Consider the following 25,205-nt stretch of genomic DNA (forward strand, 5'->3'; position numbering starts at 1 on the left):
TCTTACGAAACCGCTCATAACGTTGCAGTGAGAGGTCAGGCGACCATCTGTTCGGCTTTCTTCAGATCAACCGAGACCAGCTGGCTGACACCCTGTTCTTGCATGGTGACGCCGAACAGACGATCCATCCGCGCCATGGTCACCGCGTGGTGGGTAATGATCAGGAACCGTGTGTCGGTCTGGCGGCACATCTCGTCCAGAAGGTCGCAGAACCGGGTCACGTTGGCATCATCCAGCGGAGCATCGACCTCGTCCAGAACACAGATCGGAGCCGGGTTCGCCAGAAAGACGCCAAAGATCAGGGCCGTCGCGGTCAGGGTCTGTTCACCACCCGAAAGCAGGCTGAGCGTCGACAATTTCTTGCCCGGCGGCTGGCACATGATTTCAAGGCCGGCATCCAGCGGGTCGTCGCTTTCGACCATGACCAGATTGGCCTCGCCACCGCCAAAGAGATGCTTGAACAACATGGCGAAGTTCGAATTCACCTGTTCAAACGCGGTCAGTAGCCGTTCGCGTCCTTCGCGGTTGAGGCTGGAGATGCCGCTGCGCAGCGCTTTGATCGCCTCTTCGAGATCGGCCTTTTCGCCGTTCAGCGTGTCGAATTCTTCCTGAACCTCTTTGCTGTCCTCTTCGGCACGCAGGTTTACCGCGCCCATCGCATCTCGCTGGCGTTTGTGGCGGTTGACCTCGGCCTCAAGAGCATCGGCAGCCGGCATCTGGTCGGGATTCACATCCAGCTGATTCAGCAACTGGTTCGGGGTTAGCTGTTGATCCTCAGCGATACGCTCGGCCGCTGCCGATACGGCCTCTTTGGCTGCATCACAGCGCGCCTCAGCGGCGGCGCGGCTTTCGCGCGCCTCCGAAGCCAGACGTTCCGCTTCGCGCTCAGCCAGCACAATCTCTCGCTGGCGGGACTCGGCGGCAGCCAGCTTGTCGGCGGCCTCGGCCCGGCGGGCTTCGGCAGTTTCGATCAATTCGTTCAACTCTTCACGCGCCTCGGCGATTTCGCCCGGAGCAGCCATCGCTTCGGATAGCTCTTCCTCGGAACTTTCCTTGCGCTCGGCCAGTTCCGAGATCCGCTTTTCGGCGCTGTCCAGGCGGTGCCGCCAACCGCTGAGGTCTTTGGTGACCTCTTGTGTACGGCGGGTACGGGCCTCGCCCTCGCGGCGCAGCTCGTCATGGGACGAGCGGTGAGTCAGCATCGTGATCCGCGCCGCCTCGACCGTCTGTTTGATGTCTTCGACCTGCGCGCGGGCATTGTCGAGATTGCCCAGACCGGTTAAGGCGCCCTCGGCCTCGCGCAGTTGGGCGCGGGCGGACATCGCATCCTCTTTGTGGCGATCAACGGCAAGCGCCAGCGTTTCCAGCCTGCCCTGCGCCAGATTGCGATCGGCCTCGGCCCTGCTGAGCAGACGCGCGGTTTCAGCCATGCGCTGATCGGCGGCGCGGCGTGCCTCGCGGGCGCGGCGGTCAGCCTCGGTCACGTCGGCCAGTTGTTGCGACAGCGTCTCGTGCGCGGCGCGGGCCCCGTCGGCCTGCGCCTCGGTCCGGGCCAGTTCCTGTTTCAGTGCCTCAAGTTTGTTGAGCTGTTCAAGCCGCAGGGCGGCCGCACTTGGCGCATCCTCGGCCCAGGCACGGAACCCGTCCCACCGCCACAGATCGCCGGAACGCGACACCAACCTTTGGCCCGGCTTCAACGATGCCTGCAACCGCGCGCCCTGATCCGCATCGACCAAACCAATCTGCGCGATCCGGCGGCTGAGGCGATCAGGACCGGATACATGCAAGGCCAGTGGTTCGGCCCCATCGGGCAGCGATTGATCGGCATCGTAACCCGCCACCGGAACCCAGCCTGATGGCCCGTCGCCCTCGACCAACGGCGCCCTCAGATCATCGGCAAGCGCAGCACCCAACGCCTTTTCATAGCCCGGTTCCACGCGCAGCATGTCGAGCACCTGCCCGCCTTCTGCGGTATCCCGTTCAACCAGCTTGGCCAGAGCTGTGGTCTCGGCGCGGATCGCACCCAGCTCACCTTCAGCTTCGGATCTTTTCGCACGCGCCTCGGCCTCGCGGCCCTGGGTTTCATTGCGTAACTCGTCAGCGGCGGCCAGTGCCTCTTCGGCGGCTTCAGAGGCCTCGCGAGCCTCTTCTTCACCTTCTTGCGCGGCCTCAAATGCCTCGGCGGCGCGGGTCAGGGCTGTTTTCGCCTCATCCACCGCTGCGCGGGCCTTTTCCTCTTCACCTTCCGACCTGGCCAGCGTTTTGCGGCTGTCGTCGACCAATCGCTGGCCGGACTGGTGGCGCGCAACCAGACGCGCCATATCCTCAGTCTCTTGTGACAAGTGGTCTTCGCGGTCTTGCAGGACAGAGGCCGCTTCGCGCGCGACCTCGGCGGCCTCGGCGACTTTTTCGTCGTGGCCATCGGCAGCCTTGGCCAATTCACGAGCTTCCCATTCCAGCCGTTCGATCATCTGTCCCGCATCGCGGTTCAGCCCGGCCTCGCGCTCGATATCGTTGCCAAGCTGCTGAATGCGATTGGTCAATGTCTCAATCGTCTGACGGGCGCGGGTTTCCTGATCCGACAACTGATCCCGCTGCACCTGTTGGCGCTGCAGGACGGCGGCGGCAATGGCCTCTTCCTCGCGCAGGGGTGGCAGGGTTTCTTCGATTTCCGCCCGACTTGCGACGGCAGAGCGTGCATCAGCTTCGGCGCGCGACGCCTCGGTCAGGCGTTCGCGCAGCTTTTCCTCGGCCTGCTGGCGGGCCATGTCGGCCTCTTTCCAGCGACGATAGAGCAACATGCCTTCGGCTTGGCGCAGCTGCTCTCCGATTTCGCGATAGCGGGCGGCCTGACGCGCCTGACGGGCCAGCTGCGCCAGCTGTCCGCCCAGTTGTTCCAGCACGTCATCCACACGGGTCAGGTTGGCCTCGGTACCCTTCAGCTTCAACTCGGCCTCGTGTCGGCGCTGATAGAGGCCCGAAATTCCGGCCGCCTCTTCCAGAATGCGGCGGCGAGAGCGGGGTTTGGCGTTAATCAGTTCGGCAATGCGGTTCTGTCCGACCAGCGCCGGAGAATGTGCACCCGTTGACGCGTCGGCGAACAACATCTGCACATCACGCGCCCGCACATCCTTGCCATTGGTCTTATAGGCGCTGCCGACATCTCGGGTGATGCGGCGGACAATCTCAAGCTGGTCGCTGTCATTGAAACCCGAGGGCGCGAGCCGCTCGGAGTTGTCCATGGTCAGCACAACTTCGGCAAAATTGCGGGCCGGCCGCGTGGCGGCCCCGGCGAAAATCACATCTTCCATCGCGCCACCGCGCATGGATTTGGGTCGGTTTTCCCCCATCACCCAACGCAGAGCTTCCAGCAGATTGGATTTGCCACAACCATTAGGGCCCACAACACCGGTCAACCCATCCGCGATAATCAGATCGGTCGGATCAACAAAGCTTTTGAAGCCGGTGAGTTTGAGTTTGCTAAAGCGCAAAGGCAATGGGTCCCGTGATTCCTATACCTTTGAAGTCTGCGCAACGGATTGGGGGTGAGTCAACGGAGTCGCGCAGGATATGGGATATATGGCCCACTTATCCACAACATCTTGCCTAAATCCGCAAGAAAAAGCGCGATTCAGTAGGCTGTACACTCAAAGACCTGATAGCCGTCACCGTCACCAAGGTCATGAAACAGCCCGGTATCAATGCATTCGTAATTCGGGACCGAAACCGCCGTCAGCAGCAACCGCTTGCCCATTGCGCGGTCACAACCCAAAACCCCAACGGTCACGGCCGCGTCGCCCAGGACATCCAGTATCGGGCACCCCGAGACCTGAGCCATCGCCATGGCCGCTCGTTCGCGGATCGGGCCAAGACGCGGAGCGTATTGCGAATTGACCCGAACGGCTTCAGCCAGATCTCCGCGCAAGCGAACATCAAATACGCTGCCATTCACAGCGATACGCGTCGCATGAACATCGCGAAAGTGGGGGGTCCCGGCCGAACATGCAGCCAGCATCAGAAAAGACAAAATCCGGATCATATCCGCATCATTGCCAAAACTGGTTAACAGAACCTTTCCTTCGCTCAGGCCCTAAGTACGATTCCCAAGCGGCGAATACCTTCGCGGATCGTATCCTCATCCGAGTTCGAGAAACTCAACCGGATCGTATTGGCGCCCGAGCCATCTGCGAAAAAGGCCCGACCCGGTACAAAGGCCAGTTTCACTGTGTCGAGCGCACGGGCCAGCAGGTCTGCCCCGTTCATACCAGTAGGCAGAGTCACCCAGATGAACATACCACCCTGGGGATGCGTCCACTGAACGCCATCGGGCATGTTCTGTTGTAACGCATCCAGCATAGCATCGCGCCTGGCACCATAAGTCTGGCGCAAAAGCGGGATGTGCGTGTCAAAATGCGCGCGGGCAACCTGCTCAACCGCCATCTGGTTCAACGTGGGCGAATGCAAATCCGCCGCCTGCTTGACCAATACCAGTTGCGAGATAATGGGCTTGGCGGCCACCACCCAGCCAACGCGCAAACCGGGAGACAGCGTTTTCGAGAAGCTACCGCAATAGATCGTACGGCAGGCCTCGATCGACCCTTTTCGCGCCTGTTCTAACGCCAAAACCGGAGGGATGGCATCTCCTTCATAGCGCAGAGCCTGATAGGCGCCGTCCTCGATCACCGCTATATTCAGATCATCGGCAAGATCCAGCAGGTATTCTCGACCACGCAGGTCAACGGTCTCACCGGTTGGATTTGCGAAATCAGGCGACAGATAAGCGAATTTGACCGCGCCCTCGCCTGCGGCTTCGGAATATTCGGAGGCACCTCTATTGCCATTAAGCATAAGACGGTCGAACCGGGGCTCGTAGGCATCAAAGGCGTTGATCGCCCCCAGATAGGTCGGCCAGCCGATCAACGCAGTATCCCCCGGCGACAAATAGAGCTTGCCCAGATAATCCAAGGCCTGTTGCGATCCCGAGGTGATCAGGATGTTATCGGCACTACAATCGACGCCGATCTCGCGCATATGCTGCACAAGCCATTCGCGCAATGGAACATAGCCCTCGCTGACTGAATATTGCAGCGCCTGCGGCCCAGCACTCAAAGCGGCCTGACACGCTTGGGCAAAGGCCTCGGTGGGAAACAAGTTTGGGTCTGGGATGCCGCCCGCGAAGGAGATGATGCCCGGCTTATCAAGAAGTTTCAACAACTCGCGGATTTCCGATGCTTTCATCCGGGACGCCCGCGTTGCAAACAGATTCTGGGTCATCCTTGGCCTCCTCCTGCCCTGTTGCGACCCACCCTAGGTGCAAATTTTATAATGTCAATATTGCTGACCTAAATTCAACTCCACCCCCTGCTTGAACCAGGCCCGGATACGTGGTCATATGAATTGACCAATTTCGAAAACGCGCCGCCATGCCCTTCCAAAAGATCCAAACTGAAAAGCTGTCCATTGCGGTGGTCAAACAAATCGAGTTGCTGATTCTGCGCGGGATCCTGCGCCCCGGAGAACGTTTGCCTGCAGAACGGGAACTGGCCGACCGTCTGGGCGTTTCACGCCCCTCACTGCGCGAAGCGATTTCTGATCTTCAGCATCAGGGTTTGCTGACAGCCAAGGCGGGGTCAGGAATCTATGTTGCCGAAGTCTTAGGCTCGGCTTTTTCACCGGCTCTGATCCGGTTGTTCAGCAGCCATGACGAGGCGGTTTTCGACTATCTGTCCTTCCGCCGGGACATGGAAGGGCTTGCAGCAGAACGCGCGGCAAGACTGGGGTCGGAAAGCGACCTGAAAGTCGTACAGGCGATCTTTGACAAGATGGAAGCCGCCCATGCCCGCAATGCGGCCGAGGAAGAGGCCCATCTGGATGCGCAGTTCCACATGGCCATCATTGAGGCCAGTCACAACGTGGTCATGCTGCATATGATGCGGTCGATGTTCGACCTGCTACGACAGGGTGTCTTCTACAATCGGCAGATGATGTTCCGGCAGCGTACGACGCGAGACGCCATTCTGGATCAACACCGGGAAATCAATTCAGCGCTGCAGGCACGCGACCCTGAGGCTGCGCGCGTTGCAGTCCAGGAGCATCTGGGCTTTGTTCGCATCTGCATGGAAGACCACCAGAAAGCCCTGCGGAACGAAGCCATTGCGCAGCAGCGCCTGGACCATGAGACAGGGCAGCACTGATGTTCATTGGGCACCTACCTGGTGCGTATCTGGTCTTTCGCACTGCGACGCCCGGATTGGATAAAGCTGCGTTTGCCGCTGCGATGATTGGTTCCATCGCCCCGGATATCGATTTGCTGTGGTTCTATTTCGTAGACAATCGCAGCCACCACCATCACGAATACCTCACACACCGCCCTCTGCTCTGGCTCGGCATCCTGACGCTCGGCCTGCTGCTGCGGCTAAGATTCCCGCGCGCAGGTCTCATTACAGCAGCCTTCGGCGCCGGGGGTCTGGTGCATATGACCTTGGATTCGATCATTGGCGAAGTGGCATGGGCTTGGCCAATTTCCGAATTCACCCACCCGCTGGTGGTTGTTCAGGCCACGCATTCTCATTGGATTTTATCTTTTCTAAGCCATTGGACCTTCAAGATCGAAATCGCAATCACTCTCCTGGCGGCCTATGTGTGGTGGACCAGCAGGCGCAAGAAACAGCAGGGCCTTCAGGGTTAAATTCCGTTCAGCCGCCGCTTAAGACTGTGAACCCACAAATTTGGCCGTTTCATTGCCTTCGGGTCCTGACTGGACAGCGACGGAAACAACCCTTCAGCTTCGGTCCGAGAGCGCAATTCCAACGGCGTGTCCAATATCGCCCCGATCAGGTCATCCGACCGGCTCTGCGCCTGACGCTCGACCTCAATCGCCTGAAGCATTTCCGCATGGTAAGCCTCAGCCGCTTCGGACCGCTGGCCCTTGCGGAACCGGAAAGCCCCGACCTGAGCATGCACGGGCACCAAATCGGTATGTCGCGAAAACCGCAGCCATAACTCTCCGTCGACGGCAAGCTTGAGGTTCTCGTTTAGTTGGCCCCCGACCTGATCCCAAAGGTCACGCCGCCAATAGGTCGATTCCTGCTGAACCCACTGATAATCCCCGGCAAGCAGCCTTACCCGTGAAACGGGCTTTGGGCGCCGTACAGTCAGGACATTGTCTTCTTCGTCAATGCACGTGACCCGCCCGGTCATCCAATTCATGTTTTTGTTCAACGCAAACAGCGATCCTACCGTGGCAAGGCCGCCGGGAATAAGAACATCGTCCGAATTGATCCAACCCATTACGTCGCCCGTGGCCACTGCAAAGCCTTTGTTTACAGCGTTGGCCTGCCCGGTATCCGGGCCCGAGATGATATGTGAAAACGCATCGCGGTACTTTTCGACCACCTCCATCGAACCATCAGTGCTGCCCCCGTCCGACAGGATCAGGTCCAGCTTGGGATATTCCTGCTCAAGCACCGAGAGGATTGTCCGTTCGATGAAATCGACGCAGTTCAGGTTGGGGATAACGACACTGATCGTCGGCAATTCGGTCATAAAGGGCTCTTATCCGGTCCGGTGTCGGCAAATGCCATCGCACGGGCGCAAATTTGGTTGGAGTGTTTCCGAATATGTAACGCAGACAATCGGTCCCCGGTCAAATCGGGAAGCGGGGTTCGGGCCGGATAGCCCAAAGCCCGGACCCGGCAGATGTGCTGCCGGGCCGGAAGTGTTTTAGTGCAGCTTTTCGTTCACATCCGCGATGGATGCATCAATCAGCTTGTTGGCCTGAGTGGCCGTCATCTGCTTGGCCAGCACGGCGTTGGCTGCGGAAACAGCAACGGTGATCGCCTGGTCACGGACTTCCTTGACAGCCGATGCCTCAGCCGAGGCAATCTGATCCTGCGCGGCCGCCAGACGGCGCGCGATGGATTGCTCCAGATCGGCCTTGGCCTGCTCGGCCGCCAGAACCGCATCTTCCTTGGCAGCGGCCACGATGGCATCTGCCTGACCCTGAACTTCGCGTTGCTTGCGCTCGTACGAGGCAAGCAGGCTGCGCGCTTCTTCATGCAGGGCGCGAGCTTCGTCCAGTTCGGACTTGATGCCTTCGGCACGCTTATCCAGCGCTCCACCGATCATGCCCGGGACCTTGAAGTAGAACAGGACTGCGATGAAAACGATGAAGCCCAGCAGAACCACAAAGTCGGTGTTGCCAAGCGAGAAAAACGGGCCACTTGCGGCCAGCGCGGGGCTGGCGGCAACAAATGTCAGGATAAGGGCAAGAGTGTTCCGCATGTCACTTATCCTTTTGTCTGCGCGTCAACCGCACCGTTGATGGTTTTGGCATCAGCCTCGCCACCCAGAGCGGTAACCAGTTCGACTGCCGTATCCTTGGCAACGATTTGAATGCTTTCCAGCGCACCTGCACGGATGTCGGCAATAGCCTTTTCCGATTCAGCCGCTTTTGCAGCGATTTCAGCATCTGCCTTGGCAATCGCGTCATCCAGACCAGACTGGATTTCGGCGCGTGCTTCGGCAGCGATACGCTGTGCCTCAGAACGGGCATCGGCCAGCGCCTTGTTATAGGCCTCTTCAGCCTCGACCGCTTTGGCCTTTAGATCTTCGGCCGCAGCCAGGTCATTTGTAATGGTCCCCTGACGTTCCGCCAGGATTGCCGCGATGCGGGGCAGAGCCACGCGGGACAGGACCAGAAAGATGACGACCAGCGTGATGACCAGCCAGAAAATCTGGTTGGGGAACCAATCGAAGCAAAGCTGAGGCATACCAATCGCCGACCCATGAGAGTCAACGCAGGTGCCAGCCACCTCTTCGTATACGGGTTCTGTCGCCATGATGTCCTCCGTCGGAACGTTGTCTTTACAACAGGCGGGCCGCTATGGCTTGGGCCCACCTGCGCGTAAGGATCAGGTTCCGCAGATTAGACGGCGAACATCAGCAGCAGCGAAACTAGGAATGCAAAGATCCCCAGGGCTTCTGCAAATGCGATACCGATGAACAGGGTTGCGGTCTGCGAAGCAGCCGCCGAAGGGTTGCGCAGAGCGCCAGCCAGGAAGTTGCCTGCTACGTTGCCCACCCCGATTGCGGCTGCGCCGGAACCGATTGCTGCCAGGCCTGCGCCGATGTGTGCGAGATCGCCTTCCATGATGTTTCTCCTTACGAATTGGAAGTTTCGATGTTTGGGTATCGGACCTTAGTGCGACGGATGCAGTGCATCCTTCAGATATACACAGGTCAGAATGGTGAATACGTAGGCCTGGATAAAGGCCACTAGGACCTCAAGACCGTACATTGCGGTGATCGCCAGAACGGACACAGGCGAGATCACGGCAATCGCGGCGAAGCCTGCGAAAACCTTGATAACCGCGTGGCCTGCCATGACGTTACCGGCAAGACGAATAGAGTGGCTGACCGGGCGCACGAAATACGAGATCAGCTCGATGATCGCCAGGATCGGGCGCAGCGCCAGCGGCGCGCTGGAGACCCAGAACAGGCCCAGGAACCCGGCGCCGTTCTTGACAAAACCCAGAATGGTCACAGTCAGGAACACGGCCAGCGCCAGTGGGATGGTCACGGCGAAATGCGATGTGGTTGTGAACGAGGTCGGGATCAGACCCAGGAAGTTCGCGGTCACGATGAACATGAACAGGGTCATGACATAAGGGAAGTATTTGACGCCATCCTTGCCGCAGATGTCTTCAAGCATCTTGTAGATAAAGCCATAGGCCAGTTCGGCCACCGACTGCATGCGCGTCGGGACAATGGCGCGCTTGGACGTGCTGAGCACCAGCAGGCCAATCACGGCGAGAATTGCGAAAAACAGCCACAGAGTGACGTTAGTGGGCGTGTACCAAGCAATCGCACCGTCGCCAAAAAGCGGTTTGACGATGAACTGATCCATCGGATGGAAAACCAGGCTGCTGCCTTCTGCTGCGGTGGTCTCAGTTGCCACGTTCAGTCCCTCTCGTCTTCGTCGGCCTTGTCGGCCATCTGTTTCTCTTGCGCCTGTTGTGCGCTGCGGAGCATAACCTTTACCCCGGCGACCAGACCCAGCAATGTGAACAGCACCAGGAAGATCGGGATTGTCCCGAACAGGCTGTCCAGCCCGTATCCGATGCCAAATCCGATCCCCAGACCGGATACCATTTCGATGACCATCCGCCAGGCAAGCTCGCCTCCCGAATAATCGGCGTCCGCACGGGTCTCAGGCTTTGACTTGGCCTTTTTCGCCGCCGTGATCTTAGCCTCAAGCTGCGCCATACGCTGCTTTTGGTCATCATCAGTCACGGGCGTTTCCCTCGTACAGTCTTGGGCACGGTGCTAAGGGGCGGAGAGCGCAGAGTCAACGGCGTTGGCAGCCCGAATTGCCGCACTTTAATCTATTGTTTTTAAAGGTATTTTTTCTGAGTCAGCATAGGCGTGATCAGCCCGAACCACAGGAAGCGGGTACAAAGGTACGGAATCCGCATATTCAACCTTTTGGTTGATCTTTGCCCGACACCCCCTGCCAGATACGTCTGATCACGCGCCCGTCGATCAGAAGCAGACCGGAGAAGATCGCTGCCATTCCCAGCAGATGCTCGGGCCGCAGGGTTTCCCCCAGCACCCATGTTCCAAGCACCAGCGCCGAAACAGGCGCAATCAATGTCACTGTCGAGATATTGGTCGGGCCAACTTTGGGCAGCAACCAGTAGAACGCGATAAAGGCGGCGGATGTCAGCACAAACCCGATCATCGCCAGCGAGGCCCAAGTCTCGGCCCGGGTTATGTGGGGTAGTCCTTCTTGCCAAAGCGCCAAGGGCGTGATGGCCAGCGTAGCACCCGTCAATGCAAGGGCGGTCAGAACTACAGGCTGCATATCCCGGAAGGCCCGCGCGATGTTGACTGAGAACGCATAGCAGATCGGTGCGCAAAGTGTCAGAAGGATCGCCCAAAATTCGGACGACGCGCCACCGCCCAGTACAGGCAGGGACAGCGCAACGATACCGGTGAAGCCGCAAACCACGCCCAGAGACTTTAACAGGGTGGCACGTTCACTTCCGGGCCAGAAATGCGAAACAATGACGGCAAAGGCCGGTGTCGTTGCATTGACGATCCCTGCCACACCCGAAGCGATATGCTGTTGCCCAAGCGCATAGAAGGCAAAGGGCGCGGCATAGCTGAGCGCACCAAATCCCAACAACCCAAACGCACGTGCCAGTGTCAGATTGACTGGCAATCGCGCCCCGATCACATAGACCCAGCACCCCAGCGCCCCAAATGCAACCCGTCCCATCGACACCGAAAGCGGCCCAAGTTCCCGCAGCAAAATGGCATTAAACATGAAGGACATGCCCCAGCCGATGCCAAGAATACAAATCACCAGCCAGTATTTTAGTGACATCCCAACCCCCGAAACACATGCCGGGGCACAGTGACCTCATACCGAAAATTGTCAAACCGGTTCTTGCGCTTTAGGAAAGGAGTATGTCCAACGATCTCGATACCGTTTTTGCGGCCCTTGCCGACCCCACACGCCGCGCCATCCTTGCGATGCTGCTGGAGGATGACATGGCTGTGACGGATGTCGCCGAACCGTTCGAGATGTCGCTTGCCGCGATTTCAAAACACCTGGTGATCCTGACCAGAGCCGGTCTGATCAGCCAAGAAAAGCGCGGACGGGTGAAGTGGTGCAAGCTGGAGCCTGACGCGCTGCGATCCGCATCCGTCTGGATGCAAGGGTTCGGGCAGTTCGAGCCGGTCAATCTGGACGCGTTCGAACGATTTCTTGAGGTTGAACTGCCCGCAGCCGAGGAATGATCCGCCTACCTGACTACAAAAACAGAGACACTGGCATGTTTCGCCAGATACCCCGCATGGCTCGAGAATATATAGTCGGTAATACGCGGCGCATGGGTGCCGACGACGATAAGGTCAGCTTCGATTTCTTCGGCAGTTCGTGTCAGGTCACCGTCAACTTCGGCGGCGACATCAACCGAATGGATATTGCGATACGCCACTTCGGTCCCGCTGCTTTCAGCCAACTGTTTGGCAAAATCACGTAGGTTCTTGTCAATCGCAGCATCTGACTGAACAGGGTCACCCGGTTGGGTGCCGGTGACACTGACCAAAGTAATCTTGGCCCCCTGCCATTCGGCTATAGCTGCTGCAACTTTGGCGGCCTTGCGCACCTCGGGTGGCAGATGAAGATCAACCGGGATCATGATATGACTGTACATGGGACGTTCCTCCTTGGCCTGAAGCATAGAGAAACCAGAGGGTGCCAGGCCTTGATCTGCCTCAACACCCTCGCCCGCTTGGTCAAACATTGAAACGGGCTAGCCTTCCTGACTGTATTCAACACCGGTCACGACCCCCGAAGGGTCCGCCCGACACAACCACGGGGCCTGGGCCCCGGTAACGGAAACCGTCGTGACCGACCCGCCCGGTTCGGTATCGGTGGACAATGCCCGAACATCTCCGGGCCGCGTTCCGGTTTCGGCTGCGACCAGCGCCTCGCAACTGGCTTGTAAATCCGTTTCAGATGACCCGGCACAGGCGCCGCAAACCACCAATATCATTATGGAAAGAACTGGTTTCATGTCGTCCCCTTGGACGTTTAATATTCTGGTCTAGGGCCAAGCCTGACACAATTTGGTCGTTTCACAAGTTCAATCGGCTTGCGGCAAAGGACGCGCGGGTTTGTCCTCCTCGGATTTCAGCAGCAAAACCAGGGCCAGGATCGTCAGACCGGCACCAAAATAGACGACAGGGCCAACCGCCTGCTGCCCCAGAGAGATTTCCCACAGAATGACCCAACTGGGAACCAGATAAGTATAAGCCATCACCTTTGCCGATGGCAGGCGCAGCGTTGAATACTGAACCAGCACGAAACTGGCCGCGGTTGCAAAGACCGAAACATAAATCAAACCCACCCAGACTATCGCTGGCAGGTTCGCCCAGTCGGTAGCACGGATCTCGGACCACCCGTAGATCGTCAGCATTAGGCATCCCGCCAGAAGCGTACCAAAGGTAAACACCACTGCAGGCTCTCCACGGTTCAGCTTGCGTACAAGGGGGGTATACAAAGCATGCGCGACACAGCCCCAGAAATAGATGATTTCCCCCTGCCCGATATCGAACGCCCGCACGGCTTGCCAATCGGCGCGAAAGATCACCCACAGCGCCCCGACTGCCCCAAGGGTCAGTGCAAGCGCCATCCTTGGTGTGGTGATCTGGCGCAACAAGATCCAACCGGCGAATGCGGTCATAACCGGAGTCAGCGTAAAGACCGCTGCCGCGTTGACAGGCGGTGCAGTTTTCAACCCGTAGAACATCAACACGAAATAGGCCGCGAATACTCCGCCCAGAACCAAATAGCGCCACGGGGCTTGTGCCGCGCTGCGCGGCAGGCCGGTGGTCATAAGGGCGGCACCCCCAATCACCACGGATGCGATGCCGAACCGGGCCGCGGTAATGGCTTCGGGCGCGATCTGATTGGCGATCAGTGACCCCAGCGAGAAACTCCCTGCAACCAGGGCCGAAAAAATCAGCATGGCCAGATGGCCACGCGCCTGTTGACTCATTTTGCCCAGCTCTTGGATTGCTCTTTCAGATAGGTCAGAAAGGCCTGCACCTTGGTCGTGCGATGCAGATCCACATGGGTAACAAGCCACAGATCACCAAACCACTCCGGCATCGGGTCGATCACTTCGACCAGATTCGGGTCTCCTGCAGCTGACCAACGTGGCATGAAACCGATACCCGCGCCGGACAGGACCGCCTCGCGGATACAGAAGTTGTTGGTACAACGGAAGGTGATGCGCTCGGCTGGCACGGTCTGGCGCAACCAGCGGGAAAACGGCGCTCGGCTGTTTTCGTCATCGGTACTGATGAAAGAATGATCTGCAAAGTCATCGAGGCTGCCAGGCTTGCCGTGCAGCGCGACATAATCGGTGCTGGCGTATAACCCGACCTCTTGCTTCATAAAGGACTGAACCACGTTGTCGGGCTGATCAGGCGCTGACCCGGCACGGATCGCCACGTGCGCCTCGCCATATTCCAGACGAAACAGCCGATCACCGGTCAGATACCGAACGATCAGTTCCGGGTGCCGTCGCTGAAACTCGGCAAGAACCGGCACCACCAGAGATGCCAGAGAGGACAGCGACGTCACGACCAACTCGCCCGACACGTCATCACCTCGACCCTTCATACGGCCGATCAGTTGATTGAACTGATCCTCAGTCGCCTGTGCCACACGCAACAGGTCCTCTCCGGCTTCGGTCGGGGTATAGCCACGCGCATGGCGCTGGAACAACTTGACCGCCAGCCGGGCCTCAATTGCATCAATGTGGCGAATGACGGTGGCATGATGCACACCCAGCACCTCGGCCGCGCCACTGACCGTTCCCATACGCGCCACCTGATAGGCGGTTCTTACCTCGTCCCAGTTGTCCACTGCGGTTTTCCATTGTGCAAATTCTAACAGACCCTGTTGACTTACCAGAGTTTTGTTCGCTCGCGCAACGCTCATATCGGGCCAAGACACATCCTGTACACCAAAGGAAATTGAACCATGACCAAAACTATCCTGCATATCGACGCATCGGCCCGCCGCGAAGGCTCGACCACTCGTGACCTGTCGGCACGCATCGTCAATCACTTGGGCGCTGACCGCATAATTCGCCGTGACCTTGCCACACCTCTACCGCTGCTGACCGAAGCCTGGGTCAGCGCAAATTTCACCCCTGCCGATCAGCGCAGTGCCATGCAACAGGACCAGTTATCCCTGTCTGACGAACTGGTAACTGAACTGCAGCAAGCCGATACGCTTGTCATAGGCCTGCCGATCTACAATTTCTCGGTGCCCGCGGCGTTCAAAGCCTGGATCGACCTGATTGCCCGCGTCGGAGTGACCTTTTCGTATTCCGAAAGCGGTCCAAAAGGCCTGTTGGATGGAAAGCGCGCGGTATTAGCCGTGGCGTCGGGTGGCACAGCTGTCGGGTCTGATGTCGATTTTGCCACCACCTATGCCAAGCATGTACTAGGCTTTATCGGTATTCATGACGTGGAAATCGTCGCCGCCGACCAGTTGGCGCTGGATGCCGAAGGTTCTCTCAGCAATGCACGAAATGCGGTTTCGCAACTGGCAGCCTGATTGACCTTCACCTCAGAAAGCGTCCAGTCTGTCCTGGATACCAAATGGGCAGACTGGACGCACGCAATGAAAAAGATCGGCATTCTGGGCGGCGTGGGCTGGGCCTCGACCGTTGATTATTACCGCGCGATTGCCGAAGGCTCGGGGCGGTTTTTCGCCCAGCGCGGACATGGATCCCCTCTGCCCATCCCACCCATGACCATCGAGTCCGTGACCCAGGCTAAAACCCGTGCCCTGCGTGGCGTCGCTGGCGATGAGGCCAGTTGGGCCGGATTTGATGCTGTATTTCGGGAAGCTTTGTTAACTCTTGAAGCCGCTGGCTGTGACTTTGGGATTATCGCCTCGAACACACCCCACGCGCGGCTGCATGCAATCCGACAGGGCGTTACGATGCCCATTCTCAGCATCTTCGATGCAACCGCCGAGGTTACGGCCTCGACAGACGCCACGCGCGCGCTGGTTCTGGGCACCACGGTAACGATGCAGGCGACGCACTATGCCAACAAGCTGGGCGAGATTGGCATCAGCGCAAACGCCCGCCTGCCCGAAAGCGAAATTGCAAAGATGCAAGCGATGATCGACGGTGATTTCTACGGCGGCGCGTCAGAAAGCGCCCGTGCGCGCCTGCTGGCCTTTTGTAACCGGCATGCCGAACCCGGAAGCGCAATCCTTCTGGCCTGCACGGAACTGCCGCTGGCCTTTCCCGATCATCTGGACGACCCTGTGTTCGAGGCTGACGGGCATCTGTTCATCAACCCGTCCGCTGCACATGTGGCCGCGGCCCTGGACGAAGCGTTAGTGCCCTGATCAGGGCAGCCAGTTCACCGCGCATGTAATCCGATCGAAGAAGGCCATCAAATCAGCGCGCGATATGGCAACTGTGCGGTCGTTGACCAAGGGATGCATGTTGATCACATCGACCTGTTGTGCGGCAGCATCCATGTAAAAGCGTACATCATTCTGCACCCCGTTGATCATCGCCAGCGGGCTGACAGCCCCAGGGCGGATGCCGAGGTTTTGCAACAGCCGATCCGCCGAGCCAAAGGACAGGCTGCCGACACCCAGCTCGGCGCCCAGCGCCTTGAGGTCGATGTCGCGGCTCTGTTCCAGCGTCACCAGATAGTTCCGCTTTTTCTTATCGCGCAGATAGAGGTTCTTGAGGCGCAGGGTACGCTCACCCGGCACAAGAAACTGATCTTCGACGCCTTTCGCATCCTCAACCGTGCGCAGCGGGATGTGGGTATGCAGCCTATAGGTCAGGCCCCACGCATCCAGCTGCGCCAACAGCCCATCGGAACTGAGCGGCAATGTGTCTTGAAAAGCGGATGATGCGTCCATGGGAACCTCCTGTCTACCTCGCTCATCGCCCAACACGGGCACGATTTCAAGCCGAGACAAACCGCAAAACGGGTGCTAGCGTGCCGCCATGAAAGTGACGCGCAACAATTCGAACCAGCTAATAGTGTCTTATGTGCCCTGGTTGACCGGCTTGTCTTTGATCGGCTTTCTTATGATCTTCGTTGCAAGCGCCGCAGGAGGGTATTTTCGTAGTGAAAATAGCCTGCTCGAAACCATTCTGATACTGTCGATAGTATTCTGCATCGTCGGGTTTATGGGACACCATTTAGTACAGCGCATTCAGGTCATTTTTGACAAACCAAGTGACACGGTCACTATTCAGCGCCGCAACGTTCTGATGACTTATCAAACCGAAACCCACAAGTTGTCCGATTTCCGCTGTGCAGAGATGCAACCGGAGAACAGCCAAGAAGGCCGCCACTCTTGTCGACCAGTGCTGCATTTTGCCCGCACTGATGGCGCGTCTTCGATACCTCTAATCAATGCGTATACCCAATGGTCAGGTCAAACACACAGTGCAATGGCCCTAATGAACCACTGGGCCAAAGTGAACGTGGTTGACTCGGACAGTCAATCAGCCTAAATCCCACCGCAACATCCGGAAGCCTCAGATCTTCCGGTCCCTTGAGTCGTTCAGGGATCGCCCCCCACCAGCGAGTTTCGCCCGTGGGGGCAATTGTGTATTTAACCGGTGTTTCTTATCTGAGAAGCGCCACCAGATAACCGGCTAAGGAGGCCGCAGGCATGTTTGAAAATCTATCCGAACGCCTCTCTGGCGTCTTTGACCGGCTGACCAAACAGGGTGCGCTGTCCGAAGAAGACGTCAAGACCGCCCTGCGCGAAGTACGGGTTGCCTTGCTTGAGGCTGACGTCTCGCTGCCGGTCGCGCGTGAGTTCGTCAAGAAGGTGCAGGACCAAGCCACCGGTCAGGCTGTTACCAAGTCGATCACCCCGGGCCAGCAGGTCGTCAAGATCGTGCATGACACGCTGGTCGAGGTGCTGCGCGGTGAGGAAGACCCCGGCGTTCTGAAGATCGACAACCCGCCTGCCCCGATCCTGATGGTCGGCCTGCAGGGTTCGGGTAAGACGACAACCACCGGTAAGCTGGCCAAACGCCTGAAAGAGAAAGAGGGCAAGAAGGTCCTGATGGCCTCGCTGGATGTTTATCGCCCGGCGGCGATGGATCAGCTGGCGGTTCTGGGTACACAGGTTGGTGTCGACACTCTGCCGATCGTACCGGGCCAGAAACCCGTCGATATCGCCAAACGTGCCAAACAGCAGGCCACATTGGGCGGCTATGACGTCTACATGCTGGATACCGCAGGCCGTTTGCACATCGACGAAGTGCTGATGGGTGAAGTCGAGCAGGTCCGCAACGCGGTTGACCCGCGTGAAACCCTGCTGGTGGTCGATGGCCTGACCGGTCAAGTTGCTGTCGAAGTGGCCGAAGAATTCGAAGCCAAGGTCGGCATCTCGGGCGTGGTTCTGACCCGGATGGACGGTGACGGGCGCGGCGGTGCGGCGCTGTCGATGCGCGCAGTTACCGGCAAGCCCATCCGCTTTGTGGGCTTGGGCGAAAAAATGGACGCGCTTGATACCTTTGAGCCGGACCGGATCGCCGGTCGTATTCTGGGCATGGGCGACATCGTGGCCCTGGTCGAAAAGGCCCAGGAAACGATGGAGATGGAACAGACCGAGCGCATGATGAAGCGCATGGTCAAAGGTCAGTTCAACATGAACGACCTGAAGATGCAGCTGGAACAGATGATCCAGATGGGCGGCATGCAGGGCATGATGGGCATGATGCCGGGCATGGGCAAGATGGCCAAACAAGTCGAAGAATCGGGCATGGATGACAAGGTGCTCAAGCGCCAGATCGCCTTGATCCAATCCATGACCAAGCGTGAACGCGCCAACCCGCAACTGCTGCAAGCCAGCCGCAAGAAACGTATCGCGGCGGGTTCGGGTATGGAGGTCAGCGACCTCAACAAGCTGCTCAAGATGCACCGGCAGATGTCGGACATGATGAAGAAGATGGGCAAGATGGGCAAAGGCAAGATGCTGAAACAGGCCATGAAGGGCATGTTTGGTAAAGGCGGCCCCTCGCCAGAAGACATGGCGGCAGGCATGGACCCCAAGGCGCTGGAGCAGGCGGCCAAAGCGATGGGTGGCAAGATGCCCGGAATGGGCGGAGGCATGGCCCTGCCTCCGGGCCTCAGCGGATTTGGCAAAAAGAAGTAAATGACCGCCGCTGCACCTCATATCCCCCGGCTTGAAACCGAACGCCTGATCCTGCGCGCCCCGTGCGAGGACGATTTCAGCGCGCTGGAAGCATTCTTTGCCAGCGACGCATCGAAATTCGTCGGCGGTCCCAAGCGTGCGGATGAGACATGGCGGACACTTGCCCTACTGCTGGGTCACTGGACCCTTCGCGGCTATGGGTATTGGGCGGTAGAGGAAAAAGGCGCCGGCAAATACATCGGTCATGTAGGGCTGTGGTTTCCGCATAGCTGGCCTGAGCCGGAAATCGGCTGGACACTGATGAGCAGCGCAACAGGCAAAGGATACGCGACCGAGGCGGCGCTCGCCGCACGGACATATGCCTATGACGTACTGGGCTGGGATACTGCTATTTCTCTGATCGACCCCGACAATCTGGCAAGCAGAGCCGTGGCCGATCGATTGGGTGCGCGGTTTGACAGCATCTATAAACACCCGGCCTATGGCGAGATGCAGGTTTGGCGGCACCCGGCTCCATCAGACCTTGAGAACGGTGGAGTGGAGGCATACGCATGACGACGTTCTCCATCCCGATCATCGAAACTGAACGCCTTGTTCTGCGGGCCCCGCATGCGGATGACCTGCCTGAGTTGACTGCCTTCTATGCATCCGAGCGCAGCCATATGGTTGGCGGTCCGCGGGATCAGGTGGGCAGCTGGAGCTCTCTGGCAACACGTCTGGGTCACTGGGCGCTGAAAGGCTACGGCCTTTGGCATCTGACCGAGAAATCCAGCGGTCGCTTTGTTGGCGGGGTTGGCATCATTGATGTACCTGGCTGGGACGAACCCGAACTCGGCTGGACCCTGATGGAACGGGCGGAAGGCAAAGGTCTGGCTTTCGAGGCAGCCCTTGCAGCTCGCGACTATGCTGCACGCCAACAAGGTTTGAATGGCGTCATCAGCTATATCGCGCATGAAAACACGCGCTCTCGTGCCTTGGCCGAGCGTATGGGGGCCAGCTTCGAGCGCGAAGGCGAAGTGATGGGCAAGCCCTGCCAGGTCTGGCGCCATCCCATGCTTGATTTATCCGAACCTGCTTTGACCACCGAAAGGACCGGCCAATGACCAATCCCGTGACTCAGGCTGCCGCGTTGCTCAAGGACCACCGCGAAAGCATCGATCGCTTGGACGCGATTCTGGTTTACACACTGGGCGAGCGGTTCAAGCACACACAAGCCGTTGGCAAACTGAAAGCGGCACACGACCTTCCCCCGTCCGATCCCACGCGCGAAGCTGCGCAGATCGCACGGTTAGAAGACCTGGCGAAAGAGGCCGATCTTGACCCCGATTTCGCCAAGGCTTTTCTGAATTTCATCATTCAGGAAGTCATCCGACACCATAAGAAACACCAGAATTGACCGGGCCGTTCCCGGCACACGCCATCTAAAGGAGATACCACCATGGCAATGAAAATTCGTCTCGCCCGCGGCGGCTCGAAAAAGCGTCCCTTCTACCGCATCGTGGCTGCCGACAGCCGCATGCCGCGCGACGGCCGTTTCATCGAAAAGCTGGGCACCTACAACCCGCTGCTGCCGAAAGACAACGAAGAGCGCGTTAAAATGGACATGGAGCGCATCCAGTACTGGCTGGACCAGGGCGCCCAGCCCACCGACCGGATCGCCCGCATGCTGGAAGCAGCCGGCGCCAAGGAAAAAGCTGAGCGTAGCAACCCCAACAAGGGTACCCCGGGCAAGAAAGCTCAGGAGCGCGCGGAAGAAAAAGCTGCAAAGGCCGCTGAAGCTGCCGAAGCTGCTGCTGCGCCTGCTGAAGAAGCAGCAGCAGAAGAGTAAGCAGGGCGGCGCGTGCGGGATCAGACCTTTACCGACGATTTTCGCGCGCAGTTCGATCTGTTGTTGCGGCTCCGGCGCGACGTGCGCCGGTTTCGCGACGAAGCTGTGAACGAGGCAGTGCTGACGCGCTGCCTCGACGCGTTTCGACTGGCGCCTTCTGTGGGGCTCAGCGAGCCTTGGCGTGTGGTCCGAGTCGAAAGTACCGCCGCGCGTGAGGCTGCGCTTAAGAACTTTCAGGCGGCGAATGCCCAGGCCTTAAAGGGATACTCGGGCGACAATGCGCGGCTCTACAGTCAGCTGAAACTGACGGGAATGCAGGAAGCACCGGTGCAGCTGGCCGTGTTCTGCGACGATTCCACCGACAAGGGGCGCGGTTTGGGTGCAGGTTCGATGCCCGAGATGCGGCGCTATTCCGTGGTCTCGGCAGTCACCCTGTTCTGGCTTGCCTTGCGGGCCGAAGGGTTGGGTTTGGGATGGGTGTCTATTCTGGACCCAGAACAAATGGCGCGTGATCTGAATGTGTCGGATAGCTGGCGGTTGATCGGTTACTTCTGTGTCGGATGGCCCGAGAAGCACTCGGAAACCCCCGAGTTGCAGCAATCTGGCTGGGAATTCCGCGACGACAACCTGCTTGTGGAGGTACGATAGACATATGTTCGGACTATTACGGCTTCCTATCCTGTTGATGATCGCCTTTATTGTGGGCGTGTTTTTCGAACGCTCGAACCAGCGCGAAGCGTGTGAGGCACGCGGGTTATGGCAAGACGGGCTATGTGTGACGGTGGATGGACCAAATGAATGACCTGATCTGCGTAGGAAGTGTTGCGGGCTCATACGGGGTGCGCGGCGAAGTGCGCCTGAAAAGCTATTGCGCGATCCCTGAGGATATCGAAGCCTATTCGCCGCTGACGGATGAACAGGGCGCGGAACGCTATCCGCTGGTCCTGACTCGTCCAATCAAGAATGGCTTTGCCGCCAGATTGGGCGGAGTTGAAACCAAGGAACAGGCAGACGACCTGAAGGGGCTGCGCCTGTTTGCGCGGCGCGATCAGTTGCCTTCGCTACCTGATGACGAGTTCTACCACACAGATTTAATCGGGCTTGCGGTCTATGACACAGGGGGCGCGTTGCTGGGTCAGGTTAAATCTGTCCAGAACCACGGTGCGGCGGACCTGTTGGAATTGCACGGGCCGGGCCTGAATTCCACTGTTTTGCTACCGTTCACACTCGAGTCGGTTCCTACAGTTGATCTGGAACAGGGCCGCATCGTCGCCGACCCGCCCGAAGGGCTGATCTGATGCGTCGGGTCCTGCTGCATCTGGGCCTGCACAAAACTGGCACAACAGCAGCGCAATCCTTCCTCTATGAAAATCGCGAGCTGATTTGGCCGCATTTTGCGCTGGTCCTACCGTATCGCACCCGCAATTCCGGCCTGTCCCGCGCGGCCACCAACCATTCCGTCTATGGAACAGTGGGAACCCTCTCCGAGTTTGGCAGTCAGTTGTGCGAATTTCTGGACAGCCTGGATTTCGGCGACAAGCGGGGACTGATCCTGAGCGAAGAAAACTTCGCCGGCCTCAGGCCCAGCCGCAATATCGACCAAGGCTATGCTGCGGCCCCCGATCTGGCTGCCTGTCTGGTGGATTCAATTCGCCAGCGATTTTCAGGGCAAGAGGTTGAGATCACGATATACCTGTCTCTGCGCCAGCGCGGAGGCTGGTTGCGCAGCCTGTGGGCACATGATCTGGAACGGATGCGACAGGTTTTTGACTTTGAAACCTTTCGCGACAACCTGGACCACCTGCCCCCGCTGCAAGACACCGTCAGCCGCATCAAGGAAAAGCTGCCTTCCGTCTCTGTTACGACTGAATGGCTGGAAGATTTGCAACTGCGACGGCTTGGACCTGGCGACCCCTTTGCCGGATTTATGGACCTGTCGCGTGAAAAGGCCAACCTTCTGGTGCCTCCGACCCAGGTCAATACCCGGCTCCCCGAAGACGTCCTGTCCGAGTTGCTGGAACTGAACCGTTCGCGCCTGGACGAAGCGGCTCTGGTTGCGCAAAAGACTGCCGTGATTGAACGCGCGCAGACAGACCTGATTGGTACATCATGACTGATACGTCCCCGAAATCTCATGGTCGCAAGGCGATCCGTCCTACGCTGAAACCGCGCGAACTGCTTACGCCCACGCCCGATTTGCATGGGGTGTGGAAGGCCAAGATCATCACCTTGTTTCCGTCGGCCTTTCCCGGAGTTCTTGGCGAAAGCCTGACTGGAAAAGCCCTGCAAGAAGGGTTGTGGCAGCTGGAAACCGTTGACCTGCGTCAGTTCGGTGTCGGCAAGCATCGCAATGTGGACGACACCCCGGCCGGCGGCGGAGCGGGGATGGTGTTGCGCTCAGATGTATTGGGCGAAGCAATCGAGCACACGATGACCGAGGCGCAAGGAAACTGGCCTCTGATCTACCTTAGCCCGCGCGGTCGCCGCATGGACCAGCGCATGATGCAGAACCTCGCGCGCTGTGATGGCATGACCCTGCTATGTGGGCGGTTTGAAGGTGTTGATGAACGGGTGCTGGAGCATTACGGCGTCCAAGAGGTCTCGCTAGGGGATTTCGTGATGACCGGAGGCGAGATTGCCGCGCAAGCGCTGATCGACGCCACGGTGCGTCTGATCCCCGGCGTTCTGGGCAATCAGGCCTCGGCCGAAGAAGAGAGTTTTTCGTCGGGCCTGCTGGAGCACCCCCAGTACACCCGCCCGGCCGAATGGAAAGGCCGCCCAATCCCCGAGATTTTGATGTCAGGCCATCATGGTCGCATCGCCGAATGGCGTCACGATATGTCCGAACAGATCACCCGCGAACGGCGACCCGATCTGTGGGAGGCCTATCTGGGTGAACAGGAAGAGACGTCTGACTGACATCCCCAGTGTGGCATGAGCCCCGCAGCTGAGCGGTCCCGGTTGCAGAATTATTCGGGGGGGGAAAAGCGCGAATGCAGGCTTGATCACTTCGTCGTGGGCGACACCATCGAAACCTATGGGGTGCCCAAAGTCTAAGGGCTACCAGATTTCCAGCGCGCCCAGATTTCCGGTGGCCCGTTGAAGACATTGATATCAACCCTCCCCTGAACACCGGGCACCAGCCCGGTGCCGGTGTATTGCCAGAGCCGCCACACCGCTTTGGGATACACATTTCGCGGATGACCGGCGACCGAACGCAACCAGAACTCGGTCTTGGGCAGCCGCCCGATATTCGTATCACCATAGAAATCCACCGTCGTATAGACGATCGGACGGCGCCCATAGTGGCGTTCGAGGATATCCAGGAACCGTTGAGCCTCGGCCCGGACCGTCGCACCATCGGGGCGCAGGGTGCAGGTCTTAGAATGCGGGGTCCACTCCATGTCCAGCACATGTGGCAGATCCGATCCCTTGGGTACGTTCTGGATGAACCAGCGGGCCTGTTCCCGCGCCGACCGGCAGAAATAGTAGTAATGATATGCCCCCCACGGCACGCCCGCAGCCTGCGCACCTTGCCGATGGCTGGCAAACATGGGGTCGGCCACATCGCCCCCTTCGGTCGCTTTGATAAAGACGAAACTAACGCCTGACTGCTTGGCGGTGCGCCAGTCTATCGCTCCTTGCCAGCGCGATACGTCCAGCCCGTGCACCGGGTAATGCCCCGGATGTCTCCCTTCCCATTCGTGGGGGTCTGCATCTGCAAAGGCTGGGAAGATCACAGCGGGCGGCGTAGCATCTGGAAACGACTGGGCCTCGACCAGTTGCGGCGGCGGGCTGCTGCGACCGCAGGACAGGGTCGCAAAGGCCATGACGGCAAGCATCAATGCGGTGCGCATGATCTAATCCTGTATCAAATGACTGCTCTTATAATTACGTCCAGTTTGCCTGATCAGCCCCGCAAGGCAATGGTTCTGTTTGCGTGCGGCGGAAACCCACCGTTTTCCCCGCCTTGCGTCGCGATTTAGGCTTGATCCCTGCCCCCGATGCCCGTAAATGACCGCAATCCGGTGCCGCAACTTCGCGACTCCGGTGTTTTGGTTTGCATCATGTCGTGACGCCCGGCTTTCTTCAGCCACGGCGCGGCGAGCAGGCCAGAGACCAAGTGAACATTCGATCTGACCTCTGGCGGGCTGTACGCAGGACCCGGTGAAGACCAAGAGCTCTCAGGCCGTGCCCAAACTTCGTGGACCAACCACGAGCAGATAGGAGAAACTGCGATGGACCTGATCGCACAGCTTGAGGCGGAACAGATTGCCGCCCTGGGGAAAGACATCCCCGATTTCAAAGCCGGTGACACCATTCGTGTCGGCTTTAAAGTGACCGAAGGGTCGCGCACCCGTGTTCAGAACTACGAAGGCGTCTGCATCGCCCGTAAAGGTGGCAACACCATCGCCGGTGCGTTCACCGTGCGCAAGATTTCCTTTGGTGAAGGCGTGGAGCGTGTGTTCCCGCTGTATTCAACCAATATCGACAGCATCACCGTTGTCCGCCGTGGCCGCGTTCGTCGCGCCAAACTGTACTATCTGCGCACTCGTCGCGGTAAATCCGCACGTATCGCAGAGGTCACCAACTACAAGCCCAAAGCTGGCGCCGAAGCGTAAGGAACGGAAA

Annotated in this window: 34 protein-coding genes; 18 read left to right on the forward strand and 16 right to left on the reverse strand. The window is 58.7% G+C overall.

The features are described from left to right. Positions 1-35 precede the first annotated feature (35 nt). The 3 genes from AC2FHX_RS16615 to AC2FHX_RS16625 form a co-directional block, all read right to left on the reverse strand. On the reverse strand, positions 36-3,491 hold the full coding sequence (locus AC2FHX_RS16615) for a chromosome segregation SMC family protein (protein ID WP_496702955.1): 3,456 nt from the start codon (positions 3,489-3,491) through the stop codon (positions 36-38). A 140-nt stretch (positions 3,492-3,631) separates the two neighbouring features. After that, a complete protein-coding gene (locus AC2FHX_RS16620; RefSeq protein ID WP_496702953.1) occupies positions 3,632-4,039 on the reverse strand; it encodes a hypothetical protein in 408 nt (135 codons plus the stop codon). A 44-nt stretch (positions 4,040-4,083) separates the two neighbouring features. Continuing rightward, positions 4,084-5,274 carry an aminotransferase-like domain-containing protein gene (locus tag AC2FHX_RS16625; protein ID WP_496702951.1) on the reverse strand — a complete coding sequence of 397 codons (1,191 nt, stop codon included), beginning with the start codon at positions 5,272-5,274 and terminating at the stop codon, positions 4,084-4,086. Positions 5,275-5,423: 149 nt separating this feature from the next. On the opposite strand from AC2FHX_RS16625, the gene AC2FHX_RS16630 reads away from it, so the two are divergent. Further along, positions 5,424-6,194 (forward strand): FCD domain-containing protein, encoded by a 771-nt coding sequence (locus AC2FHX_RS16630; RefSeq protein WP_142639185.1) that lies wholly within the window; start codon positions 5,424-5,426, stop codon positions 6,192-6,194. Beyond that, entirely contained in the window at positions 6,194-6,688 is a 495-nt protein-coding gene (locus AC2FHX_RS16635) for a metal-dependent hydrolase (RefSeq protein ID WP_496702949.1), read from the forward strand. Before AC2FHX_RS16630 ends, AC2FHX_RS16635 begins: the two co-directional genes overlap by 1 nt. On the opposite strand, the gene AC2FHX_RS16640 is transcribed toward AC2FHX_RS16635, so the two are convergent. The 7 genes from AC2FHX_RS16640 to AC2FHX_RS16670 all read right to left on the reverse strand — a co-directional run bounded on the left by AC2FHX_RS16640 (position 6,685) and on the right by AC2FHX_RS16670 (position 11,389). Then, positions 6,685-7,545, reverse strand: coding sequence for a glycosyltransferase family 2 protein (locus AC2FHX_RS16640; RefSeq protein WP_271951424.1), 861 nt, complete (start codon positions 7,543-7,545; stop codon positions 6,685-6,687). The genes AC2FHX_RS16635 and AC2FHX_RS16640 overlap by 4 nt on opposite strands. Positions 7,546-7,722: 177 nt before the next feature. Further along, positions 7,723-8,283, reverse strand: a complete 561-nt coding sequence (locus AC2FHX_RS16645; protein ID WP_496702947.1) for a F0F1 ATP synthase subunit B — start codon at positions 8,281-8,283, stop codon at positions 7,723-7,725. A 5-nt stretch (positions 8,284-8,288) separates the two neighbouring features. Continuing rightward, positions 8,289-8,840, reverse strand: coding sequence for a F0F1 ATP synthase subunit B' (locus tag AC2FHX_RS16650; RefSeq protein WP_271951428.1), 552 nt, complete (start codon positions 8,838-8,840; stop codon positions 8,289-8,291). Between the two features lie 86 nt (positions 8,841-8,926). Further along, complete coding sequence (locus AC2FHX_RS16655; protein WP_005981269.1) at positions 8,927-9,151, reverse strand: F0F1 ATP synthase subunit C; 225 nt, start codon at positions 9,149-9,151, stop codon at positions 8,927-8,929. A gap of 48 nt (positions 9,152-9,199) precedes the next feature. Next, on the reverse strand, positions 9,200-9,958 hold the full coding sequence (locus AC2FHX_RS16660) for a F0F1 ATP synthase subunit A (RefSeq protein WP_142639176.1): 759 nt from the start codon (positions 9,956-9,958) through the stop codon (positions 9,200-9,202). A 2-nt stretch (positions 9,959-9,960) separates the two neighbouring features. Beyond that, positions 9,961-10,293, reverse strand: a complete 333-nt coding sequence (locus tag AC2FHX_RS16665; RefSeq protein ID WP_496702945.1) for an AtpZ/AtpI family protein — start codon at positions 10,291-10,293, stop codon at positions 9,961-9,963. Positions 10,294-10,477: 184 nt separating this feature from the next. Continuing rightward, positions 10,478-11,389, reverse strand: coding sequence for a DMT family transporter (locus tag AC2FHX_RS16670; RefSeq protein ID WP_496702943.1), 912 nt, complete (start codon positions 11,387-11,389; stop codon positions 10,478-10,480). A gap of 83 nt (positions 11,390-11,472) precedes the next feature. On the opposite strand from AC2FHX_RS16670, the gene AC2FHX_RS16675 reads away from it, so the two are divergent. Beyond that, entirely contained in the window at positions 11,473-11,805 is a 333-nt protein-coding gene (locus AC2FHX_RS16675; RefSeq protein WP_142639170.1) for an ArsR/SmtB family transcription factor, read from the forward strand. A gap of 5 nt (positions 11,806-11,810) precedes the next feature. Here AC2FHX_RS16675 and AC2FHX_RS16680 read toward each other — a convergent pair whose 3' ends face one another. The 4 genes from AC2FHX_RS16680 to AC2FHX_RS16695 form a co-directional block, all read right to left on the reverse strand. After that, entirely contained in the window at positions 11,811-12,314 is a 504-nt protein-coding gene (locus AC2FHX_RS16680; RefSeq protein WP_496702941.1) for a universal stress protein, read from the reverse strand. Between the two features lie 9 nt (positions 12,315-12,323). Further along, on the reverse strand, positions 12,324-12,587 hold the full coding sequence (locus tag AC2FHX_RS16685; RefSeq protein WP_496702939.1) for a hypothetical protein: 264 nt from the start codon (positions 12,585-12,587) through the stop codon (positions 12,324-12,326). 69 nt (positions 12,588-12,656) lie between these two features. Beyond that, the gene (locus AC2FHX_RS16690) at positions 12,657-13,571 is read right to left on the reverse strand and encodes a DMT family transporter (protein ID WP_496702937.1); all 915 of its coding nucleotides are present in this window, start codon (positions 13,569-13,571) and stop codon (positions 12,657-12,659) included. Beyond that, a complete protein-coding gene (locus tag AC2FHX_RS16695; RefSeq protein ID WP_142639300.1) occupies positions 13,568-14,446 on the reverse strand; it encodes a LysR family transcriptional regulator in 879 nt (292 codons plus the stop codon). Before AC2FHX_RS16695 ends, AC2FHX_RS16690 begins: the two co-directional genes overlap by 4 nt. Positions 14,447-14,563: 117 nt before the next feature. Here AC2FHX_RS16695 and AC2FHX_RS16700 point away from each other — a divergent pair, with 117 nt between their 5' ends. Together AC2FHX_RS16700 and AC2FHX_RS16705 are read left to right on the forward strand one after the other, a co-directional pair. After that, positions 14,564-15,145, forward strand: a complete 582-nt coding sequence (locus AC2FHX_RS16700; RefSeq protein ID WP_271951444.1) for an FMN-dependent NADH-azoreductase — start codon at positions 14,564-14,566, stop codon at positions 15,143-15,145. 66 nt (positions 15,146-15,211) lie between these two features. Then, the gene (locus AC2FHX_RS16705) at positions 15,212-15,952 is read left to right on the forward strand and encodes an aspartate/glutamate racemase family protein (RefSeq protein WP_496702997.1); all 741 of its coding nucleotides are present in this window, start codon (positions 15,212-15,214) and stop codon (positions 15,950-15,952) included. Here AC2FHX_RS16705 and AC2FHX_RS16710 read toward each other — a convergent pair whose 3' ends face one another. Beyond that, positions 15,953-16,483 carry a prolyl-tRNA synthetase associated domain-containing protein gene (locus AC2FHX_RS16710; RefSeq protein ID WP_271951446.1) on the reverse strand — a complete coding sequence of 177 codons (531 nt, stop codon included), beginning with the start codon at positions 16,481-16,483 and terminating at the stop codon, positions 15,953-15,955. Positions 16,484-16,571: 88 nt separating this feature from the next. On the opposite strand from AC2FHX_RS16710, the gene AC2FHX_RS16715 reads away from it, so the two are divergent. The 12 genes from AC2FHX_RS16715 (at position 16,572) to AC2FHX_RS16770 (ending at position 23,630) form a co-directional block, all read left to right on the forward strand. Next, entirely contained in the window at positions 16,572-17,087 is a 516-nt protein-coding gene (locus AC2FHX_RS16715) for a hypothetical protein (protein WP_271951448.1), read from the forward strand. A gap of 161 nt (positions 17,088-17,248) precedes the next feature. Beyond that, entirely contained in the window at positions 17,249-18,745 is a 1,497-nt protein-coding gene (gene ffh / locus AC2FHX_RS16720) for a signal recognition particle protein (protein WP_496702934.1), read from the forward strand. After that, positions 18,746-19,300 (forward strand): GNAT family N-acetyltransferase, encoded by a 555-nt coding sequence (locus AC2FHX_RS16725; protein ID WP_142639154.1) that lies wholly within the window; start codon positions 18,746-18,748, stop codon positions 19,298-19,300. Continuing rightward, positions 19,297-19,848 carry a GNAT family N-acetyltransferase gene (locus tag AC2FHX_RS16730; protein WP_496702932.1) on the forward strand — a complete coding sequence of 184 codons (552 nt, stop codon included), beginning with the start codon at positions 19,297-19,299 and terminating at the stop codon, positions 19,846-19,848. Before AC2FHX_RS16725 ends, AC2FHX_RS16730 begins: the two co-directional genes overlap by 4 nt. Continuing rightward, positions 19,845-20,141: a chorismate mutase gene (locus tag AC2FHX_RS16735; RefSeq protein WP_142639150.1), complete on the forward strand. Its 297-nt coding sequence runs from the start codon at positions 19,845-19,847 to the stop codon at positions 20,139-20,141. Before AC2FHX_RS16730 ends, AC2FHX_RS16735 begins: the two co-directional genes overlap by 4 nt. A gap of 42 nt (positions 20,142-20,183) precedes the next feature. Continuing rightward, positions 20,184-20,573, forward strand: coding sequence for a 30S ribosomal protein S16 (rpsP, locus tag AC2FHX_RS16740; protein WP_142639148.1), 390 nt, complete (start codon positions 20,184-20,186; stop codon positions 20,571-20,573). A 12-nt stretch (positions 20,574-20,585) separates the two neighbouring features. Next, a complete protein-coding gene (bluB, locus tag AC2FHX_RS16745) occupies positions 20,586-21,221 on the forward strand; it encodes a 5,6-dimethylbenzimidazole synthase (protein ID WP_496702930.1) in 636 nt (211 codons plus the stop codon). A 4-nt stretch (positions 21,222-21,225) separates the two neighbouring features. Continuing rightward, positions 21,226-21,375: a hypothetical protein gene (locus AC2FHX_RS16750; RefSeq protein ID WP_185956731.1), complete on the forward strand. Its 150-nt coding sequence runs from the start codon at positions 21,226-21,228 to the stop codon at positions 21,373-21,375. Next, on the forward strand, positions 21,368-21,871 hold the full coding sequence (gene rimM, locus AC2FHX_RS16755) for a ribosome maturation factor RimM (RefSeq protein WP_271951457.1): 504 nt from the start codon (positions 21,368-21,370) through the stop codon (positions 21,869-21,871). Before AC2FHX_RS16750 ends, rimM begins: the two co-directional genes overlap by 8 nt. Continuing rightward, on the forward strand, positions 21,871-22,686 hold the full coding sequence (locus tag AC2FHX_RS16760) for a hypothetical protein (RefSeq protein WP_496702928.1): 816 nt from the start codon (positions 21,871-21,873) through the stop codon (positions 22,684-22,686). The genes rimM and AC2FHX_RS16760 overlap by 1 nt, the downstream gene beginning before the upstream one ends. After that, positions 22,683-23,492: a tRNA (guanosine(37)-N1)-methyltransferase TrmD gene (trmD, locus tag AC2FHX_RS16765; protein ID WP_496702926.1), complete on the forward strand. Its 810-nt coding sequence runs from the start codon at positions 22,683-22,685 to the stop codon at positions 23,490-23,492. The genes AC2FHX_RS16760 and trmD overlap by 4 nt, the downstream gene beginning before the upstream one ends. Before the next feature lie 15 nt (positions 23,493-23,507). Next, positions 23,508-23,630, forward strand: a complete 123-nt coding sequence (locus AC2FHX_RS16770) for a hypothetical protein (RefSeq protein WP_496702924.1) — start codon at positions 23,508-23,510, stop codon at positions 23,628-23,630. Here AC2FHX_RS16770 and AC2FHX_RS16775 read toward each other — a convergent pair. Continuing rightward, entirely contained in the window at positions 23,627-24,430 is an 804-nt protein-coding gene (locus AC2FHX_RS16775; protein ID WP_496702922.1) for a glycoside hydrolase family 25 protein, read from the reverse strand. The genes AC2FHX_RS16770 and AC2FHX_RS16775 overlap by 4 nt on opposite strands. 381 nt (positions 24,431-24,811) lie before the next feature. Between AC2FHX_RS16775 and rplS the strand changes: the two genes are divergently transcribed. Continuing rightward, positions 24,812-25,195: a 50S ribosomal protein L19 gene (gene rplS, locus AC2FHX_RS16780; protein ID WP_142639138.1), complete on the forward strand. Its 384-nt coding sequence runs from the start codon at positions 24,812-24,814 to the stop codon at positions 25,193-25,195. Positions 25,196-25,205 lie beyond the last annotated feature (10 nt).

It is taken from the genome of Ruegeria sp. CDSC042 (genome assembly GCF_059610745.1).

Excerpts from the sequence above, each read along its gene's own strand:
- AC2FHX_RS16675 (WP_142639170.1), top strand. The coding sequence starts at position 11,473 with ATGTCCAACGATCTCGATACCGTTTTTGCGGCCCTTGCCGACCCCACA.
- AC2FHX_RS16650 (WP_271951428.1), bottom strand. The coding sequence starts at position 8,840 with ATGGCGACAGAACCCGTATACGAAGAGGTGGCTGGCACCTGCGTTGAC.
- AC2FHX_RS16700 (WP_271951444.1), top strand. The coding sequence starts at position 14,564 with ATGACCAAAACTATCCTGCATATCGACGCATCGGCCCGCCGCGAAGGC.
- AC2FHX_RS16715 (WP_271951448.1), top strand. The coding sequence starts at position 16,572 with ATGAAAGTGACGCGCAACAATTCGAACCAGCTAATAGTGTCTTATGTG.
- AC2FHX_RS16750 (WP_185956731.1), top strand. The coding sequence starts at position 21,226 with ATGTTCGGACTATTACGGCTTCCTATCCTGTTGATGATCGCCTTTATT.
- rplS (WP_142639138.1), top strand. The coding sequence starts at position 24,812 with ATGGACCTGATCGCACAGCTTGAGGCGGAACAGATTGCCGCCCTGGGG.
- AC2FHX_RS16690 (WP_496702937.1), bottom strand. The coding sequence starts at position 13,571 with ATGAGTCAACAGGCGCGTGGCCATCTGGCCATGCTGATTTTTTCGGCC.
- AC2FHX_RS16620 (WP_496702953.1), bottom strand. The coding sequence starts at position 4,039 with ATGATCCGGATTTTGTCTTTTCTGATGCTGGCTGCATGTTCGGCCGGG.
- AC2FHX_RS16735 (WP_142639150.1), top strand. The coding sequence starts at position 19,845 with ATGACCAATCCCGTGACTCAGGCTGCCGCGTTGCTCAAGGACCACCGC.
- trmD (WP_496702926.1), top strand. The coding sequence starts at position 22,683 with ATGACTGATACGTCCCCGAAATCTCATGGTCGCAAGGCGATCCGTCCT.
- AC2FHX_RS16705 (WP_496702997.1), top strand. The coding sequence starts at position 15,212 with ATGAAAAAGATCGGCATTCTGGGCGGCGTGGGCTGGGCCTCGACCGTT.
- AC2FHX_RS16770 (WP_496702924.1), top strand. The coding sequence starts at position 23,508 with ATGAGCCCCGCAGCTGAGCGGTCCCGGTTGCAGAATTATTCGGGGGGG.
- rimM (WP_271951457.1), top strand. The coding sequence starts at position 21,368 with ATGAATGACCTGATCTGCGTAGGAAGTGTTGCGGGCTCATACGGGGTG.
- AC2FHX_RS16645 (WP_496702947.1), bottom strand. The coding sequence starts at position 8,283 with ATGCGGAACACTCTTGCCCTTATCCTGACATTTGTTGCCGCCAGCCCC.
- AC2FHX_RS16775 (WP_496702922.1), bottom strand. The coding sequence starts at position 24,430 with ATGCGCACCGCATTGATGCTTGCCGTCATGGCCTTTGCGACCCTGTCC.
- AC2FHX_RS16685 (WP_496702939.1), bottom strand. The coding sequence starts at position 12,587 with ATGAAACCAGTTCTTTCCATAATGATATTGGTGGTTTGCGGCGCCTGT.
- AC2FHX_RS16710 (WP_271951446.1), bottom strand. The coding sequence starts at position 16,483 with ATGGACGCATCATCCGCTTTTCAAGACACATTGCCGCTCAGTTCCGAT.
- AC2FHX_RS16730 (WP_496702932.1), top strand. The coding sequence starts at position 19,297 with ATGACGACGTTCTCCATCCCGATCATCGAAACTGAACGCCTTGTTCTG.
- AC2FHX_RS16760 (WP_496702928.1), top strand. The coding sequence starts at position 21,871 with ATGCGTCGGGTCCTGCTGCATCTGGGCCTGCACAAAACTGGCACAACA.
- rpsP (WP_142639148.1), top strand. The coding sequence starts at position 20,184 with ATGGCAATGAAAATTCGTCTCGCCCGCGGCGGCTCGAAAAAGCGTCCC.
- AC2FHX_RS16680 (WP_496702941.1), bottom strand. The coding sequence starts at position 12,314 with ATGTTTGACCAAGCGGGCGAGGGTGTTGAGGCAGATCAAGGCCTGGCA.
- ffh (WP_496702934.1), top strand. The coding sequence starts at position 17,249 with ATGTTTGAAAATCTATCCGAACGCCTCTCTGGCGTCTTTGACCGGCTG.
- AC2FHX_RS16725 (WP_142639154.1), top strand. The coding sequence starts at position 18,746 with ATGACCGCCGCTGCACCTCATATCCCCCGGCTTGAAACCGAACGCCTG.
- AC2FHX_RS16640 (WP_271951424.1), bottom strand. The coding sequence starts at position 7,545 with ATGACCGAATTGCCGACGATCAGTGTCGTTATCCCCAACCTGAACTGC.
- AC2FHX_RS16625 (WP_496702951.1), bottom strand. The coding sequence starts at position 5,274 with ATGACCCAGAATCTGTTTGCAACGCGGGCGTCCCGGATGAAAGCATCG.
- AC2FHX_RS16635 (WP_496702949.1), top strand. The coding sequence starts at position 6,194 with ATGTTCATTGGGCACCTACCTGGTGCGTATCTGGTCTTTCGCACTGCG.
- AC2FHX_RS16655 (WP_005981269.1), bottom strand. The coding sequence starts at position 9,151 with ATGGAAGGCGATCTCGCACACATCGGCGCAGGCCTGGCAGCAATCGGT.
- AC2FHX_RS16670 (WP_496702943.1), bottom strand. The coding sequence starts at position 11,389 with ATGTCACTAAAATACTGGCTGGTGATTTGTATTCTTGGCATCGGCTGG.
- AC2FHX_RS16630 (WP_142639185.1), top strand. The coding sequence starts at position 5,424 with ATGCCCTTCCAAAAGATCCAAACTGAAAAGCTGTCCATTGCGGTGGTC.